The following is an 18,054-nucleotide window of genomic DNA, read 5'->3' as shown; positions in this document are numbered from 1 at the left end:
AAAGGCAATTCCGGCACCGGCACAAATATTAATGACAAAGGTCTCCATTTTCATGACGTAAGCGTCAAATGACGGATCTAAGCCTTTATCGGACGTTTGTCACTATACACCCTTCCTTCCTCATATATAGTTGAGCGCCCTGTAGCCACGATATAGTTTGCAGCCGGATTCACCTAAATAACAACCCGATGTACAGACTACAGATCAAAGGACTACATAAAAGCTATGGTGCTCAGATCAAAGCGCTTGACAACGTATCTCTTGACATACCCAATGGCATGTTCGGATTACTGGGACCCAACGGCGCCGGCAAATCATCCCTGATGCGCACACTGGCCACTTTACAACTACCCGACAGCGGAGAGGTACTATTTGACGGCAAAGACATACACAAACACGCACCCGAACTACGGAAACAACTCGGCTACCTGCCACAGGACTTTGGCGTGTATCCAAAGATCTCTGCCTATGCCTTATTAGACCATTTTGCCATCCTTAAAGGCATCCTGCACAAAGCCGAAAGAAAAGAACAGGTGCTGGCCCTGTTACAACAAACCAATCTCTATAATGTCAGAAAACAGGCGGTTAGTACCTTCTCCGGTGGTATGCGCCAGCGTTTTGGCATCGCACAGGCACTACTGGGCAATCCGCAGCTGATCATTGTAGACGAACCTACCGCAGGACTGGACCCACAGGAACGGAACCGTTTTCACGACCTCCTGAGCGAGATCGGTGAACAGGTGGTTATTCTGTTGTCAACACATATTGTTGAAGATGTACATGACCTTTGTCCGGAAATGGCTGTATTGGCCCAGGGGAAGGTCATTTTACGCGGAAAACCGGCCGGACTGACACTAGCCCTCAAAGGACAGACATGGCGTAAAACAGTCTCTAAAGAGGCATTACCGGGCTACCTCTCTTCCATGGATGTTATTTCCACCCGGCGTATCGCAGGCCGTATTCATCTGCATGTGCTGGCGCCCGGTTGCCCGGAAGCTGGTTTTGAACCATTTACGCCGGACCTGGAAGACGTCTATTTCTCCGCACTCTTTGGAACCCAGCGTTCTAAAAAGGAGGGCGTATTATGCTAAGCGCTTTACTCCGTTTTGAATTATATTATCATTTCCGGCAGATCACCTTTAAAGTGACGGCTTTATTATTCCTGTTGTCAGGCATGCTCTGCGTCCAGGGCCATTTCGGCGGCAACGCAATACATGCCAACGCGCCTTATGTCATCACCTACCTGACAGGCTTCCTGTCTTTGTTTACCATTTTTGTCTGTACGTTATTCTCAGCCAGCGTGATATTACGGGACCAGACTTACAAAATGGAACAGTTACTCTTTACTACTGCCATTCAGAAACCGGTTTATTTCTTTGTAAGGTTCGCTGGTTTACTGCTGACGGTCTTCCTGACCATCAGTCTGTGTACCATCGGGATTGGATTGGGCGCCTGTTTCGCCGATAGCGACCGGCTGGGACCATTTTATCCTATCTTCTTTTTACAGCCCCTGCTGATCTTAGGTCTGCCCAATGTCCTGTTTGTCAGCACAGTCCTTTTCTGTACCGCTGTGCTAAGCCGGAGCACGAAAGCTATCTATACCGCCGGGGTATTACTTTACATCCTTTATTCAGTAGCCGCTATATTGGGTAACTCTCCCCTGTTTGCCAGTTCTTCCCTGAAAACCGGCACACCTGATATCCTTCCTCTGCTGACCGATCCTTTCGGATTAGCCATCTTTCTGGGAGATACCCGTCAGTGGTCCGACCTGCAACGCAATGAGCAACTCTACCCGCTACGCGGCCTGTTATTACAGAACCGGCTGATCTGGAGTTCATTCTCCCTCCTGCTATTATTCATTACATACAGGGCATACGCTTTCCGCTTGCGTTTCGCAACAGCCAGGAATGTAGCAGACAAACAACAGCACCGTATCACGCCTGTTCCATATAGTGCCCGCAACACGATCGTGAACGGGATCGCTTATTACCGGCAATCTTTCCTGACGCAATGGAAACTGGAAACAGCACAGGTCTTTAAACACATTCCCTTCCTGGTCATGCTCGCCCTCTGGATATTTGTCTATACTATCGAACTAAAAGATTCACTGCTCAACGGCGCTTATGGTGTACAGTTTTATCCGGCCACCAGCATTATCATAGAGACTTTACGATCTGTAAAACCCGCTATGCTGCTGATCATCTTTTATACGGCAGAAATAGTATCCAGAGAACGCAGTGTCAATATTCAGGGCTTGTTATATAGTACGCCTGTCCGGAACAGTATCATGTGGGCCGCCAAATGCGCCAGCCTTGCTATGCTGATCGCGACACTGATCACTGCGAATATCGGCATAGGAATAGCGCTGCAACTCAGCAAAGGCTATTACAACTTTGAATTGACACGTTATATCGCTTTGTTCTATTACAGCGGATTACCACTATTGTTATTTGCCTTACTCGCATTGTTCATTCAAAGCCTTACATCCAATAAATACCTGGGCATGGTACTGAACATGTTCCTGGCAGTACTGATCATTTTCAGTCATCGCTTTGGTATAGAACATTATCTCCTGAGATATGCCACCGTTCCGGACATGGATTATTCCGACATGAACAGTTTCGGACATTATACTTCAGCCTTCAACTGGTATATGCTGTATTGGTTCAGCTTTGCCACATTGCTGTCTATGCTCTCTATCAGCATCTGGCAACGCAGTGGATACATAAAGGGAAGTTTTCGCCTGCGGCGGATATGGCTGCTGCCAATATCACTGTTTCTCCTGACAGGCAGCTACATTTATTATAAGACAAACGTTGAATCAACTTATCGTAATAAAAAAGCGACACTGGACTGGCGACTTAACTATGAGCGACGATACCGTACACTTGTTAATCTGCCACAACCGGTTATTACAAACGTCCATACAACAATAGATCTGTATCCTTCCTCCCACAGTTATCATGTAAAAGGGACCTATACGCTTCACAACGAAACGGACAGCGCTATTTCTCAATTATGGATAGGTGTAGATCCACAGGTAAACACCTGCCAGCTCTCCCTGCCAGATGCGACACAAAAACAATATGATCCGGTCTTTAAACAGTCTTTATATGAGCTGAAACGACCACTGTTACCCGGACAGGAAACACAGTTACACTTCGCCATGACAATGATCCGTTCCGGCTTTACGCCAGTAGATAAAGAACATACTTTGGTCAGCAATGGCAGCTATATCGAGCTGGAAAAGTATGTTCCTTTCCTCGGATACAACGATCGTTTTGAAGTATCTGATTCACTGACAAGAAAGAAAAACGGCATGCCGCCCTATGTTGCGCTCACATCTGCTGATAGCAACTACCACCGTATCAACTATGAGGCAACGATATCCGTTCCTGCCGGTCAGCAGGTAGTAACGATTGGTCAGCTGCAAAGAAACTGGGAGGAAAAAGGCCGTAGTTATTTCCATTACAAAACAGCTACACCTGTCAATTTCATGTTTGCGCTCAGCGCCGGTAGATATGCCGTCAGAAGAGAACAATACAAAGGCATCAACTATGCCATCTATTACCATCCGGCACATACCATGAACATCAACGCTATGTTGCAGGCAATGAAAGATGCCATTGATTATGGCACTACACATTTCAGTGCTTATCCGCATCAAACCTTAACTTTAGCAGAGATCCCGCAATATAAAGGAGCTGCCACTGCTTATCCGGGCGTAATCTTCAGCGCAGAGACGCTTAACTTCAAAAGTAATTTCAGTGACAGCAATACTATCAACTATGCTTATGGCACTACCGTACATGAAGTCGCGCATCAATGGTGGGCAAATATCCTGACACCCGCCGACCAACCCGGACGCGCTTTTCTCACAGAAACACTGGCGCAATACACAGAAGCTATGGTACTGGAGAAACACGGCGGCAGGCCCCTCATGCGTAAATACCTGCGGAATGATAATCACCTGTACTTCGCCATGCGCGATCCGAATGAACCGGAGCTACCATTGGCAGGCACAGTCGGTCAATCCGCCGTTTGCTATCAGAAAGGCAGTTTAGCCATGTATGCATTAAAGGAAACATTGGGAGAAGAAAAAGTCAATCGCTCTTTACAACAGTTGCTACAGGAACACGCCTGGCCGGGTAACAAAGCTATTACACAGGACCTGCTGACTACACTTCGTGCAAATGCCACGCCACAGGAAATCCGGACGATCAATGACTGGCTGACAAAGACCTATATCTACGACCTGGAGATCAATGTTGTGTCCTGTCAGCAACAGTCTAATGGCCAATACAAACTGACACTGTCTGTCAAGGCGATCAGACACGATCTGCAAACAGATAAAGAAATAGCACCTGATGATGATATCGATATCGCTGTGTTTGATAAAAAACAATCCGACTGGCAGATGAATTCCCATCCTGTCTATCTGAAAAAATATCATTTCTCAGCAACGGATACCGTACTGACGATACTGACAGATCAGGCGCCTAAAGCGGTCTCAATCGATCCTTATTGTTACATGCCCGATGCAGAGCAGGAGAATAACATAAAGGAATTATAAGCGCATCTCCATTGTTTGTTAACGTCTTTATCTGATCAGCGTGAAAGCACCCTTCTCCGTAATATCCTCGTTCTCATGTCCGAAGTAACTGTAAGTCACAATATATACATAAGAACCCGCCGGCTGCAACAACTCTCCAAAACGACCGTCCCAGTGACTGGACACACTATTGGAGGTAAAGAGCAACTGTCCCCAGCGATTGAAAATACGGATATTGTAATGTGCAATGCCATGCGATTTGATGACAAAACGGTCATTCACACCATCATCATTAGGCGTAAACGCAGTAGGAATATACAGTGAGTTATTAAAGGTTACATTGATGGTCACCTGATCTGTTTTGACACAGTTCCTGCCTGTTACCGTAATTACGGTATAAGTAGTCGTTTCCCTGGGCGTCGCAACAGGATTCGGACAGTACTGGCAACTCAGTCCGCTGGCCGGCGTCCAGCCATAATCCACCGCATTGATCGCATGCAATTGTACCGACTGACCGATATTAATTGTCGTATCATTATTGGTGATCACTACCGGCGGCTCTGAAATATTCTGCAAAGTGATGGTCGTATCCACCTGACAATTATGCTGATCTGTTACCACAAGGGCATAGGCGCCTGCTGTCAGATCATTCAATGTTTCACTACCAGCAGTATTGTTCCAGGTATAAGTGTAAGGAGGAGTACCACCGGTGACGGTAGCACTGATCTGACCATCGCCCTGACTACAGGACTCATCGACACCGTTTGCCGTTAACTGCATAACAGCGCCCTGGGCTACTGTAACAGGAATATCAACGATACAGGATGCATTGCGTACATGCACAACATAATTGCCCGGAACGACATCATTAAATGTAGCATTGGGCTGATAAACGCCTGCACCCAGCGCATATTCGTAAGGTGGAGGTCCTTCTTTTATCTGTACGCTGATACTACCCCTGCCACTACAATCAGGAGGCGTAACTGTTGCTTCTGCGTCAAGTACTTTAGTTGCATCTTTTTTCACTTCGATGATCCTTGATATGGTACAGCCGCCATTATCCACGACCCTCACTGTGTACATGCCTGGCAAGAGGTTGCCAAATACGTTGTTATTACCATTACTCGCGCCACCGATAAAATATGTATAAGGTGAAGCACCGCCCGTCATACTGATCGCGATACTTCCCTGCGGCGTTGTACAGGTTACGTCTGTTACCGTAGGGACCATATTCAGGACCTGGCTTCTGGTGACCACTACCGCATCCGTCGCTGTACAACCACCATTGCCGACGACAACACTATAAGTACCAGGATCGCTGACGGTGATCGTCTGAGACGTTTCTCCCGTACTCCACAGATAACTACTGAAGCCTGGGCCTGCATCCAGGACACGGGTGGCGCCTTCACAGATCGCGAGATCAGCACCCAGATTCACGGCAGGCGGATTGAGCACAACGACCGTTCTGCAAAACGTGCTTTGTGTCGGTAATGATTCGTTCAGCAGCAGATTGATGGTATAGGTACCTGGCTGTGTGTAAGAGACAGGCGGAGGATTTTGTAAGGTAGAATTGCTGATACTTGAAGTATTACAGCTATTAAAGACAAATCTTGATATTCTGTGTCCGGTAGCATTGGTGACAAATGCATAGAGATCGTTGCCTTCCCGGAAGATCGTGGAGATGGAATGCGGGAAACTAAACCCACCACCGGAATTAAGGGAAGCTGCCGTAAAGCTGCTGGTAATCCCCCCTGTAAAGTCGATCCTGGTCAGATCAGATGCCCCTGCACTTACCACCAGTCCGAAGATCTTACCACAATCACGGATCACAGAGATATCGCGTGGTCCGTCTATAATACCACCCCCATCTCCAAGATTGACACCCGTGGGCGTATTGGCAAGCGAAGTACCAAAGTCCAGCCGGGAGATAGTATTAGAGACTTCGTTCGTCACGAATACGTGCCAGTTACCATTATCCTGGATGGCAAAAATACCGGTAGGGTGATCAAGATTCCCTACATTCCCAAGGTTGGTGGCTGCCGGCGTATTGGCTACCGAGTTACCAAAGTCAAAACGGGTCACACTGTTACTCAGGATATTGACGGTAAAACCATAATAATTACCCCCTTGTTGCGTAATGTAAAGGTCATGCGGGTAATCCATATTACCCAGATTCCCCCAGTTGACAGTCGCTCCCGGTGCATTGGAAAGTGCATTCCCAAAACTGACACGCACGATACGGGGCGCAATTTCACTGGTTCCTCCCACCACGATCACATGCCAGCCATTCGCATCTTTGATCACCTGCACCCCTTCTGTATGATTAGGAATGATTCCCCCCAGACTGCCAAAGTTATCCGCCGTAGGCGTATTGAGATAACTGTTACCATAATTGTACCTTACCAGTTCTCCGATATTATTGGTAATGAATGCATAATAATTACCGGCATCCTCAGCAATGGCCAGGAACGTGGGTGTACGTAAAGCACCACTGATATTGGTCAGATGTGTCACTACAGGCGTACTGAACAGATTACCCGAACAAAAATTCCAGAAGTAGGTAGAACCGCCGGTAGAATTATTCTGTATATTAAATGTCTGGTTGACGCAAACGGTATCCGGAACCGTAAAACTCGCTACCTGGGCGGTTATACGACAACAGATAAGGTTAAGCAATACCAACATAGGCAGAAAAGGGGATCTCATGGTCGATTTTATGGGTCTTAGTACTATTTGAGTGCGTCAGCACTAAGTTAACTAAATTAGCCTTTTAAAGTGACGATATCTATGCAAAAGGACTATATACTGGAAATGATCGAAGAGCTGGGACGCGTATTAAGAGCAGTGATCGGCATGAAAAGAAGTGAGCCGTTAAAGGCCCTGGCAAGCATACAAACAGTTTTTAAAGCGACTAAATTTGAGTCAAAGGATAACTTCGACCGGCTGACTGTTGGCGAACTGGAAGCTTTTATTACAGAAAAGAACATGAACCTCCAGACCCTGGATACGTTGACGGACCTCCTGTTTGAAGAAGCGGATATCAGACTGGACAACGGGGAGTATGAAATAGCAACGCGCCTGGTCAACAAACTGGATTTCCTGGTTACTTATATCTCGAAACAGGAAGCAGCACTCAGGATAATCTCCCTAAAAAGAGCCCCTCAACGGGAAAGAGTGTCTTATCTGCTGAAAAGTCTTAAATAATAAAAAGGCTTCCATTGCTGATGGAAGCCTTTCTGTATCAATTACTTTTGCTTATCTGACAGCGGTACCAGCTGAGCGGAAAGATCCGGTTCTTTCATGTCTTTGTCCAGCGGGAACATCGGGCGGTTGATCCGTTTATACGGCAGGCGTTCCAGGTCCTGGTCCACTCCTCCCGGCGTAAGCGCCAGGATCCAGTCCGCTCTCATCGCATACAATTCCGGTTCCAGGTAACCGATCTTTACCACAACGATATCTGACTGCCGGGGATTGAGCCCCAGTCTGGTAAAATCTTTCTCTTTATGATAAGGCTTACGTTTCTGCGTAACGATGACGTGCACACTGCCTACTTTCACCACCACTTCTACTACCGCATCTTTGTCTCCCTTTTCAATTGACTCCACAGTACCGTTCAGTCGTACAGGAGGTGCATAACGCGCATCTACGGCTGCGCCGGCATAGCCATCTACATGTCCGCCAACACCGGCAGCGATCGCTTTTTCCACCAGCTCCGGACCGGGAATGGAAGCATAGATCAGTGAAGGGCCATTTGCGGACTGAAACTCTTTTCGTGCGAGGATCTCCGTCAGGGTCCAGGTCACGTCTCCTGCACCACCTGCGGTAGGGTTATCGCCCGAATCGCTGATAAAGAAAGGATGTTTGCTGCTGGCGATCGCTTTGTCCAGACTACCTTTCAGGTTATCTGTCGGGGCTACGAAAGCATAGGCATTACGCGCATCCCAGAAGCTTTTGGCCAGCTGCTCTGCCGTAGCAGATACCTTTTGTTTATCATCACCCGTCACCATTACCACCGCATGGTTACGCGGTTCGTCTGCCCAGGCATATCCTACCCAGATAGCGGCATCTACGACACCTGGCTGTGAAGCGGCAGGCGCTACTGCTTTATAGACCGTTTTAGCGGGTTCTATACGGGTACTGGTCTTTTCCCCCGGCAGGAGAACCGGGATCGGGATCCAGGCTTTAAATGCCGGTTTTCCCTTGCCACTCTCTATACGATCCAGCAGGTTACGTACCGCCCGTTCTTTTGTTTCCATGGCATCCTCATGTGGCGCCATCCGGTAACAGGTGATCAGGTCAGTATTTGCCGCCAGGCGCCAGGATACATTACCATGCAGGTCCATGGAAGTGGAAATGATCGTTTTGGTACCAATCGCCTTCCGGATCCTGGTAATAAAGTCACCCTCCGGATCTTCCAGTCCCACTACACTCATCGCGCCATGTATATCAAAGAACAATCCGTCGTAAGGCGCATGTTTTTTCAGAGAGTCCAGTGTCTTATTCACCAGGGACTCATACGCTTCCCTCGTCACCGCTCCACCCGGCAGGGACTTACCGACAATAGCCGGTACCCATACCGCGCGGCTTCTCAGCGGAGAGTCTACGCCAAAAAAAGGATAGGCGTTGAACACCTCCGCCGCATATCGGGCGTGAAAGGCTTCTTCGTTTGTTAAAGCAGGAGAAAAAGTACTGGATTCAATACCCAGGCCCGCAATAGCGATACGGGGCAATTTCTTTTGCTGTCCGTGTACGGTAACAGATACCAGCACACAGCAGAATGACATAAGCAGAAATACACGCTTCATATATAGATTTTAGCTGATAAACATGACCACCTTTAGCGCAGTCAAATTAGCCAAAAACTATTTATAAATCTTACCCTCTTTATTAAATTCCCTCACCAGCCCTTCTTCCACATCCACTGCCGATATCGGCAAGATCTCCCCTCCCGGCTGCATATTCTTCAGAAAACAATACTGTGCCACATTAATGATCGACGCACCGGAAATCTCATGCGTAGCCGCAAGTTTCTCCAGTATGCCCTCCTTCTGCATCATATGATCCGGCAGGATCATCTTCCAGAGTTGCAGACGTTCCGCCTGATTAGGCATCGGGAATTGTATGATAGACTGAAAACGGCGGGAGAAGGCGGGGTCAATATTATTCTTAAAATTGGATGCCAGTATCACCAGTCCGTTATAGTTTTCTATCCGCTGCAACAGATAAGCGATCTCCTGATTGGCATATTTATCGTGCGCATCCCGGATGTTGGTACGCTTTCCGAATAAAGCATCTGCCTCATCAAAGAAAAGGATCCAGTTCTTGTGTTCTGCTCTGTCAAAGAGACTGGAGAGATTCTTCTCTGTCTCCCCGATGAATTTAGACACCACCAGGGACAGGTCAATACGGAATACATCCAGGTCATCCGGTAAACCATCCGGATCTTCCGCAGGATCACGCTTACCAAGCAGACAGGCAGACAGGGTTTTACCAGTGCCCGGAGGACCATAGAACAATGCCCTGTAACCAGGTTTTAACCGTTTATTGGTAGCGCGTAATTTATCTTTCAGCCGCAGCCATTTCTTCAACTCCTGCAACTGCTCCATGGTCTGTGCATTCAGTACAAGGTCAGACCAGTCCAGCGGTGTCGTAATACTTTCCGCCGGAAAATCATTGCCAAAGCGCGGTTTCGCATAAGATCCCGTCAGGAACAGATCAATAAATTCCTGTGACAATACGATCCTGCCACTCATGGCGGGTTCCCCTTCTTCCGGCTTCTCCAGCCACAACACATGACGCTGCGCAAACACATGCGACTCGCTGAAGTAACGCATTTTATCAATACGTGCTGACAGATCAGCACCCGCCAGCAGGAACAAAAAGGTATCGCCTGTCGGGAGTAATCCGCGGAACTGTGTGCCTTTCACACAACCTATCAGTGGGAAATCACCTTTGTCTACCAGGTATTCATTGATGACATGCTCAAAAAATACCGCATTAACATGCGGCGCAAGCGCCATGATCAGCAATAACTGTGATTCCTTATCCAGCTGATTGTCATTGATAAACCTGACGATAGGCGCATCCGGCCAGGAAGCGCCGGGTGCAGCATCAGGAGTGGGTATAACAGGAACAACATTGTTATCCGGACCGAAATACTGGCCCAGCCTTTTCTTCATTTCCTCCTGCAGCCAGGATAAATACGCCTGCAGGACGTTTGCATTCTTTTGGTTATCGATCATAGTATATTAAAACTGCTTATTCATTGCCGGCAGCAGGACTGCGGATTATTGTCTGGGAGCTTCCGGTGCAGGTGCAGGCGCCGGAGCAGGAGCTGGCGGATCAGTCACATCATCTGTTTTCTTCTTGCTGACCGCCTCCATATCTTTCACGTAAGCTTCATGTTGTAACTTCCATGCAGCCTGTAACTGTTCGAACTTTGCCTGACTCACCGGCTTCCTGATCACAATTTCCGGGAAAGGATGCGTCTTCACATACTCCATGAAATCGACACCATGGTTACCTTCATGGAAGCCCAGCGATTTATTTCCTTTATCCTTATCTGACTTGATGTGACCACGGCCATAACCTGAATCACTCTTCGAAGTGGCGTCAGCGCCATAGATGGTCTCAATGATCAGTGTCTTAGAGATAGTGACTTTTGTAACTCTCTTTTTACTGTCTGTCTCATAGGAAACATAGGCCGCAATATTCCCCTTTGTTTCCGCATGGTCAGCAGCAACATTCTCTTCCTTGGTGGCTTTTCTATCGGGTTTAACTTCCACGCTGAAATCACCGATGGGGAATTTAGCAACCTCTGAGACCTCGTCTGCTTTTACGCCTTCCGGTAAAGGAGTAGACGTTTCCTTTTGTACACCCGGTGTACTATGTCCGGCGGCAGGTGCACCTTTCTTATTGTCCATCGCTGGCGCAGCGCCCTGCTGCACCACATGTGTCAGTTCATGCGCCAGCAGGTGTTTGCCACCGGCGGTGGAAGGATCATATTTTCCGCTATTGAAGTAAACGTCATTACCATGTGTAAAGGCCTGTGCGCCCAGTTCCGAACTCAGTTCAGTAGCCTTATCCCCAGTATGTACACGCACATTACCAAAGTCAGCACCGATCGCCTGACTCATCTCTCTTTTAACATCAGGAGAAAGTGGCACACCGTTCCCACGTTGCTCGCTTAAACGCTGCCCCAGTTGTTCGCCACCATCTTCCATACCGCGGGAGTTACTTTCTTTCGCCATCACAGCAGGCTTTCCACCTTTCTTATCGTCTTCTTTCTCTTCTTTGAGCACCTCATCGGCAGCAGGTTTCTTCTCCTGTTCTTCTTTCTTTTGTACTGGTTTCTCCTCTTCTTTTTTCTCCGGTGCAGGCGCTTTCTTCTCCTCTTCTTTGCCTTTCTTCTGCACAGGTTTCTCTTCCTCTTTTTTCCCAGGCGCAGGCATCTTCTTTTCTTCTTCTTTGCCTTTCTTCTGTACAGGCTTTTCCTCCTCTTTTCTGGGGGCGTTCAGCTCCGGTTTCTTCTCTTCTTTTGCGTCTTTTTTCTGTACTTTCTCATCCTTATCTTCCTGCTTCTGCACTTTCTTTTCTTCTTCCTTCGGCTCAGATTTAGCCTGTACGGAGGAGATTTCTTTACGTTGTACGGCATTGCCTTTGGCAGACTGGCGGTTGACCACTTTATCTGCCACAGCATCTGCCTCTCTTTCAAATTTATCTCCCGGCTGTCCTACGGACAGCTTCGGTTGAAAGAAAGCGTCTTCCTTGCTCTGCAATACTTTCTGAGTGGGACTGAAGAAAGGAGCTTCCTTCGTATCTGTATTTTCGGGGTTACGGTGTCTCCGATAGCGACGACTGTTCGTTTTCATATCTATCGATTTAAGTAAACGGGGTATTATTCAACCACCGTTAAAAGGCGTTCTTTTATTTCAGTTGCCAGGGCATGATAATCCTTCGCGCCATTGGCATTATGATCAAATGTGAAAATATCTTTTGATTGTTCCTGCGCTTTTGCCAGGGAGATATTACTGCGAATATTAGCTTCCAGTACCCAACCGGGATAGAGTTCCTGCAACTGTGTCCTGATCTGACGGTGCATGCTCTTATGTTCGTCATACTTCGTCAATATGATACCGAGTATCTCCAGCTTTTTATTCAGCTGCTTTTTAATCAGGTGCACATTTTTTACAAAACGCTGCACTCCTTTAAAAGGCAGAAATTCTGCCTGCAAAGGCATCAGGACATAGTTACTGGCAGTGAGCGCATTGACGGTCAGCATACCTACTGCCGGCGGACAATCAATCACCACCATATCATACGTATCTTCCAGCTGGGTAAGTATCTGGTTCAGCAACTGTTCTCTTCCATACATACTGACCAGTTCCAGCTCAGCGCTGGCCAGTTCCAGATTAGCCGGAATAAGCGGTAATATGCCTGTTTCCACAATGGCCTGGTGTACGTCTGTCAGTTCTCCGGAAGCAGCCTGTTTCAGCAGTTCATATATACTCAGGTCTGAATCATCTGCAATACCCAATGATTGCGTCAGATTAGCCTGCGGATCGAGGTCAATGAGCAGTACGTTCTGTCCCATTCGCTGGAATGCAGCGGCCAGGTTCAGGGCCGTGGTTGTTTTGCCCGAACCACCTTTTTGTATAGCAATGGATAGAACGATCATGGGGTGTAATTAAAGGGGTAATAATGATTAAATCGTCTGCACTTTCAACGTCTTTTCAGATGGATACAACAACGGATCATCCTCACCCGCTTTTCTATCATTGATAAAGCCCTGTATCTTCAGCGCCTGCAGGCGTTCTTTGAATTGATCCGCAGTAAGCGCTTCCTCCGATTCGCGGAATTGTGCAAATGCAGCATCAGCTGTAATACCGTCCTCCGCTGGTTTAATGACACCCAATATATAAGGGTCTGTTTCATTTGCAAATGCGATATTATAAAACCAGACAGGGCCTCCGGCAGCGATTTCAGCCTCAATCATATCCAGCAACATTTTCAGAGAATAGATGGTCATATGTTCATCGTCGCGGGTGTTCAGCGCATACTGCTGTCCAAACACTGTCACCCGCTGATTAGATTCCCCGATAGGTACATGTACTGCCAGCTTCTCTTTCATCAACTGTTCCAGTGGCAATTTCATCAGGGATACTTCATCTCCCTTCAGCATAATATCACTGGTTCCGAATTTCTCTTTTTCAATACCATATGTATCCTCCAATATGTCCGATACCGCGTCAAACAGCGGATCCTGGTCATAGATCATAATTATACTCTCATCGTGGGCGGAACAGGTATATACCTCTTTCATCATTATTGTTATTTATCTCCTTCTGTAGTTTCTATAAAAATGGCATCAACCTGTATAATATTCTCAGGATATGCCGGAATCCTGATCTCGTCTATTTTCAAAGGTGGAGGGAACATTTCTCCTGGTTTCGCCGGTCCGGTAAAATCCATTGGTCTCACTCTCGCAAGTTCTTTGAAATGTTCGAGATTACCGAATCTGAGCTTAACGTCCTTTACAGTGCCGTATCCCTGCTTTTTGGCCTGCGCATAAGACCAGGTAGCCTGGGCCGCTTTTTTGGTATTCCCCTTGTCCGTCTTCAGCGCGTTGATGAAATCTCTCAGGTTGTCGGACCAGGCAAATTTATTGGTGTAGATCCTGTCATTGGAAACCCATTGTGACCTGATTTCCGTGAAGTCATTCTTAAATAACTTCACTGCCAGTTCGAACATCACACTTCCTACGCCTTTTACGCCTGCTTCACCTACCTTACTCAATATAAGGAGATCGAGGAACAACTGTTTATTCTTCACATCAGCCTTATTGAATGCACCTCTGCGTATCGGCGTCTCTCCCACATTCACAGCATCACCTTTACCATAAAAACCTACATAGGTAAAAGTAAGTAACCCATTCGCCGGACCGTTACAGTGAATCCTGAAACCATTTTTCAACCCGGTTTGCGCCGGTAAACCGGACTTAGGGGAAGGGTTACTCTGATGTGCTATATCTACTACATCTTTGAGGAACTTAACCAGGGACTTCTGCTTCTTACTTGAGGTAAATATATTGTCAATGATAGCAGGAACGCCAACAATGCCATTTACCTGATCTAATAGTGCCTTCGCTTGCTCCGCAGTAAACTCCCTGTGTACCATTTTCTTGATCTTCGGATCAAGTTCTTCATGCCCGCTACCCTTCACAGGATTTTCCGCCTTCTGAATATACTGATAATTCCAGTTCTTACCGGCATCTATTGCCTTGACAGACTTAAATACATCCGTATGTTTCTGTTGTGCTTTCTCAGCAACCGTTTTGGCTTCATCATCATTTAATTTACCATCGGCTGCGGTTGTAGTATCGATCTTCTTCAGATCCTGTATCGCAAGATCCAGCTTTTTCTGCTTTTCCTTATCATCACCTTTATCTTTATCATCACCCGGTGTTCGGAGCGCCTTCACTTTCACCGACTGTTTATTCGGTTTGCCCTTTATACTACCCGTCACAATCCACAGATCATTTCCTTGTGGAGCTATAGTAATACCCGGCGTATTGTGCTGTTTCTTAATACCTTCAACAGCCGTGGTAATTTCAGCACGGGTCATCGCCTTATGACTTTCAAGCGCTTTGACTTTCTGCATCGCCGCAGCAAAGTTCTTCATCTGGTCCGGATCAGCTTTATCGGCGCCTTTATCTTTACCAGGTCCTTTACCGCCGCCAGCGCCACCTTTACCTGGTGCGGCACCTGCGCCTGGTTTTCCGCCCGGAGCCCCTGGTTTACCACCTGCCGCCGCAGGAGGAGGAGCTCCTGCTGCTGGTGCAGCGCCTGCACCACCGCCGTCTGTAAATTTACCCTGTTTCTCTTTCCCACCTGCCCCACTCTTCGGTGGTACATGATCATCTACCAGGTCTGTCATGAACTTCGCACCATCAAACTTCGCTTCGCTGAATGTCACCTCTGGTACCTTACCGGAACCCAGTACGTATTCCATGTCAGCCCCTATACCAAACTCACCTGGTAACGGATATTCAAGCGCACCGATCGGCCATGTCCATTTCTTATCTGGTAATGGTGACCACCACGGACTATCCACTTCAACAAACAGATCGCCACTCAGTCCGAGGAACGGCTGCGCCGCAATCTCCATATGTCCTTTGAAGAAGAATTCTCCCGGATCACGATAACCGATGGTCGGACGTGCATCTACATATCCTTTCACACCGGCATCCGCATTTACACCTACACCCACTTTCAGATCATGCCCTAACAGCTCAAGACCCGCGCCGCCTTCTGCACGCAGACGCAGCCCCGCATAAGCAGACATATTCAGTGAACCTGACAGCGTAATGCTCTTGGCAATGTCAGGGTTGTTGGAGTAAGTTCCTTCTACTTCGATATTGTATATTTTCGCAGGACCTACTTTCGCCATAGCTATCAGGGCCATGTTAGCAAAGACAAATACGTTGCCTATCACCGGCAGACCGTATGCCGCCCGGGCCTCCATCTTAAAGAGTTCCTTGCTGTAGTCCCGCTGCTGGAACAGAATGATTTCTTTTGGTGGTGCGATCTTACCCACGACAGTCACACATCCCTTACCATCTACGATCACATTTACGCTACCGGCAAACCACTCGGTCAGATTGAATGTCAGCGTACCAACACCCGCCATACCACGTGGTCCCTTGCCTGGAGCTGCTGCAGGCACCTCTGCTGGTGGTGCGGCTTCTGCTGCCGGTGCGCCACCCAGTTGTGTAACCGCAAAATTGTCTGCTGTTTTCTTATCGGTCATCACAAGCATCAGCGAACCGCTCAGCTTATCCCCGGCATACTGCACCATGCCTTTTACATCCAGCACACCTTCCTGGAACTTCGCGGCCACTTCTCCGGAGAATCCTTTGAAGCTCACACCAAATGCACCCTCACCCGACATCTTATCTTCTGCCATCGTGATATCGAGGTTGCCTTTCGCCATACCATGAATATCCATTTCTGCTACCACATGTGCGGAAGGCTGCATATTCGTAAAGCCAAGGTCCATCGTCGCAGACGCAAAACCGCCCACTTTCACCTTGATGCCATTCAGGGTAAAGGTGAAGTTGCCGTTCTCAAACGTATTAGTTGCTTTAGAGAGTACATTTTCTACATCGATACCTGTCAGCCACCCAATCGCCTTACCATTTTTACGCAACCATTGTGGAATAGCCTCCGGCGCATTGCTTTGTCCGATAGTACCAAAACCACTGATCTCTCCACTGGCCAGTCTGACTGCCAGCACAGGATTCGCAGCACTGAACATTGGCATGTTCAATGGCAGGTAGGCATTCTTCAGACTCTCCATCACACCATCTTTCTCCCGCACTTTCATCACGCCTGCACCCGCTATCTTACCAGCGCTGACATTCACATCCAGCCCTTTTCTGCCTGCCGCACGGATAGACTCCTGTAACGCGGCAGACGGATTGAATTTACCTGCGGCTATATTCACCACCTCTCCGGATGCAGCCGCAGGCGCCGCAGCACCAGGTTTTGCAGGTGCACGCTGTATCGTCATGTTATCAGCAGCCAATACAGGATCCGCTTTTTGCTGTACTTCGGATGCAGCATCTTTAGCTACTGGCGCTTCTTCTTTCAACTCGCCGCTTTCAGGCGTAGCCTTTCGTTGCACAGAGGCACCCTGTTGTACCGTATGCGTCAGTTCGTGTGCCAGCAGATGGCGGCCCGTACTACTGCTTTCATCAAACTTATTCTCATTAAAATAAATATCATTACCGTGCGTGAAGGCCTGCGCCTGCAGATCATTACTCAGTTCCGCTGCTTCCCTGCCGGTATGTACGCGTACGCCGCTGAAGTCAGCGCCAATGGCTGACTCCATGGCTGAACGGGTCTCAGAAGCCAGGGGCGAACCAGCGCCTTTAGTACCCTGCAAACGCTGTTCAAGATGACTGCCGTCACTGGCCTTCGCATCTGCCGCAGGTGCAGGCGCCTGTGTCGTTTCTTTCTTCTGGATATCATCAGGCGGATCGCCCATACTATCAAATATGGGCTTGCGTTGCAGCTTCTTCTCATCCGTCTGTATGTCTTCTTCTTTTTTCTCCTGCTCCTTTTGCTGTATCATCGCAGACTGTGCCGCAGATACCGGCACACTGCCGGAAGGAACAGTGCTGACAGGAGAAGGCGTAGCTGTCTTAGCTTGTACCGGCGCCGGTTGACTCATACGCTGTACGACCTTGTCAGCTACCTGGTCAGCCTGCTTCTCATAATGGTCATCTGGTTTTCCGATGGTAAGTTTCCGTTGAACGAAAAAGGGTTCTTCCGATGCGGCAGTCTCCCCCAAAAACGCGCTGTCAGCTCCCTTCTCTTTGTTGAAAAAGGAGCCTCCCGCAGGCTGTTGCCTCGTTTTTGCAGTTTTGCTTTTATTATCGGTTGCTTTGATCATTTGTCCTTAGTAAGGGAATTAACAAGCCATATTCACATGGCGTAAGG

At 48.0% G+C, this 18,054-nt stretch carries 10 protein-coding genes; 3 read left to right on the top strand and 7 right to left on the bottom strand.

From position 1 onward, the window contains the following. Window positions 1–188: 188 nt before the first annotated feature. A complete protein-coding gene (locus tag BMZ72_RS00760; protein WP_089804283.1) occupies window positions 189–1,091 on the top strand; it encodes an ABC transporter ATP-binding protein in 903 nt (300 codons plus the stop codon). Then, entirely contained in the window at window positions 1,085–4,573 is a 3,489-nt protein-coding gene (locus BMZ72_RS00755) for an ABC transporter permease/M1 family aminopeptidase (protein ID WP_089804281.1), read from the top strand. The genes BMZ72_RS00760 and BMZ72_RS00755 overlap by 7 nt, the downstream gene beginning before the upstream one ends. Window positions 4,574–4,600: 27 nt before the next feature. On the opposite strand, the gene BMZ72_RS00750 is transcribed toward BMZ72_RS00755, so the two are convergent. Further along, window positions 4,601–7,258, bottom strand: coding sequence for a T9SS type B sorting domain-containing protein (locus BMZ72_RS00750; protein WP_089804280.1), 2,658 nt, complete (start codon window positions 7,256–7,258; stop codon window positions 4,601–4,603). 81 nt (window positions 7,259–7,339) lie between these two features. Here BMZ72_RS00750 and BMZ72_RS00745 point away from each other — a divergent pair, with 81 nt between their 5' ends. Continuing rightward, the gene (locus tag BMZ72_RS00745; RefSeq protein WP_089804278.1) at window positions 7,340–7,756 is read left to right on the top strand and encodes a hypothetical protein; all 417 of its coding nucleotides are present in this window, start codon (window positions 7,340–7,342) and stop codon (window positions 7,754–7,756) included. Between the two features lie 41 nt (window positions 7,757–7,797). On the opposite strand, the gene BMZ72_RS00740 is transcribed toward BMZ72_RS00745, so the two are convergent. From BMZ72_RS00740 to BMZ72_RS00715, 6 genes are read right to left on the bottom strand one after another with little or no spacing between them, the layout of a single operon-like run. Continuing rightward, on the bottom strand, window positions 7,798–9,357 hold the full coding sequence (locus BMZ72_RS00740) for a M81 family metallopeptidase (RefSeq protein ID WP_089804276.1): 1,560 nt from the start codon (window positions 9,355–9,357) through the stop codon (window positions 7,798–7,800). Window positions 9,358–9,414: 57 nt separating this feature from the next. Further along, entirely contained in the window at window positions 9,415–10,794 is a 1,380-nt protein-coding gene (locus tag BMZ72_RS00735; RefSeq protein WP_089804274.1) for an ATP-binding protein, read from the bottom strand. 45 nt (window positions 10,795–10,839) lie between these two features. Continuing rightward, window positions 10,840–12,423, bottom strand: coding sequence for an eCIS core domain-containing protein (locus BMZ72_RS00730; protein WP_218155187.1), 1,584 nt, complete (start codon window positions 12,421–12,423; stop codon window positions 10,840–10,842). A 26-nt stretch (window positions 12,424–12,449) separates the two neighbouring features. After that, a complete protein-coding gene (locus BMZ72_RS00725) occupies window positions 12,450–13,229 on the bottom strand; it encodes a ParA family protein (protein WP_089804272.1) in 780 nt (259 codons plus the stop codon). Between the two features lie 27 nt (window positions 13,230–13,256). Then, window positions 13,257–13,877 (bottom strand): hypothetical protein, encoded by a 621-nt coding sequence (locus BMZ72_RS00720; RefSeq protein WP_143087558.1) that lies wholly within the window; start codon window positions 13,875–13,877, stop codon window positions 13,257–13,259. Window positions 13,878–13,882: 5 nt separating this feature from the next. After that, entirely contained in the window at window positions 13,883–18,007 is a 4,125-nt protein-coding gene (locus tag BMZ72_RS00715; RefSeq protein WP_089804268.1) for an eCIS core domain-containing protein, read from the bottom strand. Between the last annotated feature and the right edge of the window lie 47 nt (window positions 18,008–18,054).

The organism is Chitinophaga sp. YR627 (genome assembly GCF_900114995.1).
Lineage (GTDB): Bacteria > Bacteroidota > Bacteroidia > Chitinophagales > Chitinophagaceae > Chitinophaga.
This window is presented reverse-complemented; position numbering and strand designations above follow the sequence as displayed.

Coding starts and splice junctions, on each gene's coding strand:
- BMZ72_RS00760 (WP_089804283.1), top strand. CDS start 189: ATGTACAGACTACAGATCAAAGGACTACATAAAAGCTATGGTGCTCAG.
- BMZ72_RS00755 (WP_089804281.1), top strand. CDS start 1,085: ATGCTAAGCGCTTTACTCCGTTTTGAATTATATTATCATTTCCGGCAG.
- BMZ72_RS00750 (WP_089804280.1), bottom strand. CDS start 7,258: ATGAGATCCCCTTTTCTGCCTATGTTGGTATTGCTTAACCTTATCTGT.
- BMZ72_RS00745 (WP_089804278.1), top strand. CDS start 7,340: ATGCAAAAGGACTATATACTGGAAATGATCGAAGAGCTGGGACGCGTA.
- BMZ72_RS00740 (WP_089804276.1), bottom strand. CDS start 9,357: ATGAAGCGTGTATTTCTGCTTATGTCATTCTGCTGTGTGCTGGTATCT.
- BMZ72_RS00735 (WP_089804274.1), bottom strand. CDS start 10,794: ATGATCGATAACCAAAAGAATGCAAACGTCCTGCAGGCGTATTTATCC.
- BMZ72_RS00730 (WP_218155187.1), bottom strand. CDS start 12,423: ATGAAAACGAACAGTCGTCGCTATCGGAGACACCGTAACCCCGAAAAT.
- BMZ72_RS00725 (WP_089804272.1), bottom strand. CDS start 13,229: ATGATCGTTCTATCCATTGCTATACAAAAAGGTGGTTCGGGCAAAACA.
- BMZ72_RS00720 (WP_143087558.1), bottom strand. CDS start 13,877: ATGATGAAAGAGGTATATACCTGTTCCGCCCACGATGAGAGTATAATT.
- BMZ72_RS00715 (WP_089804268.1), bottom strand. CDS start 18,007: ATGATCAAAGCAACCGATAATAAAAGCAAAACTGCAAAAACGAGGCAA.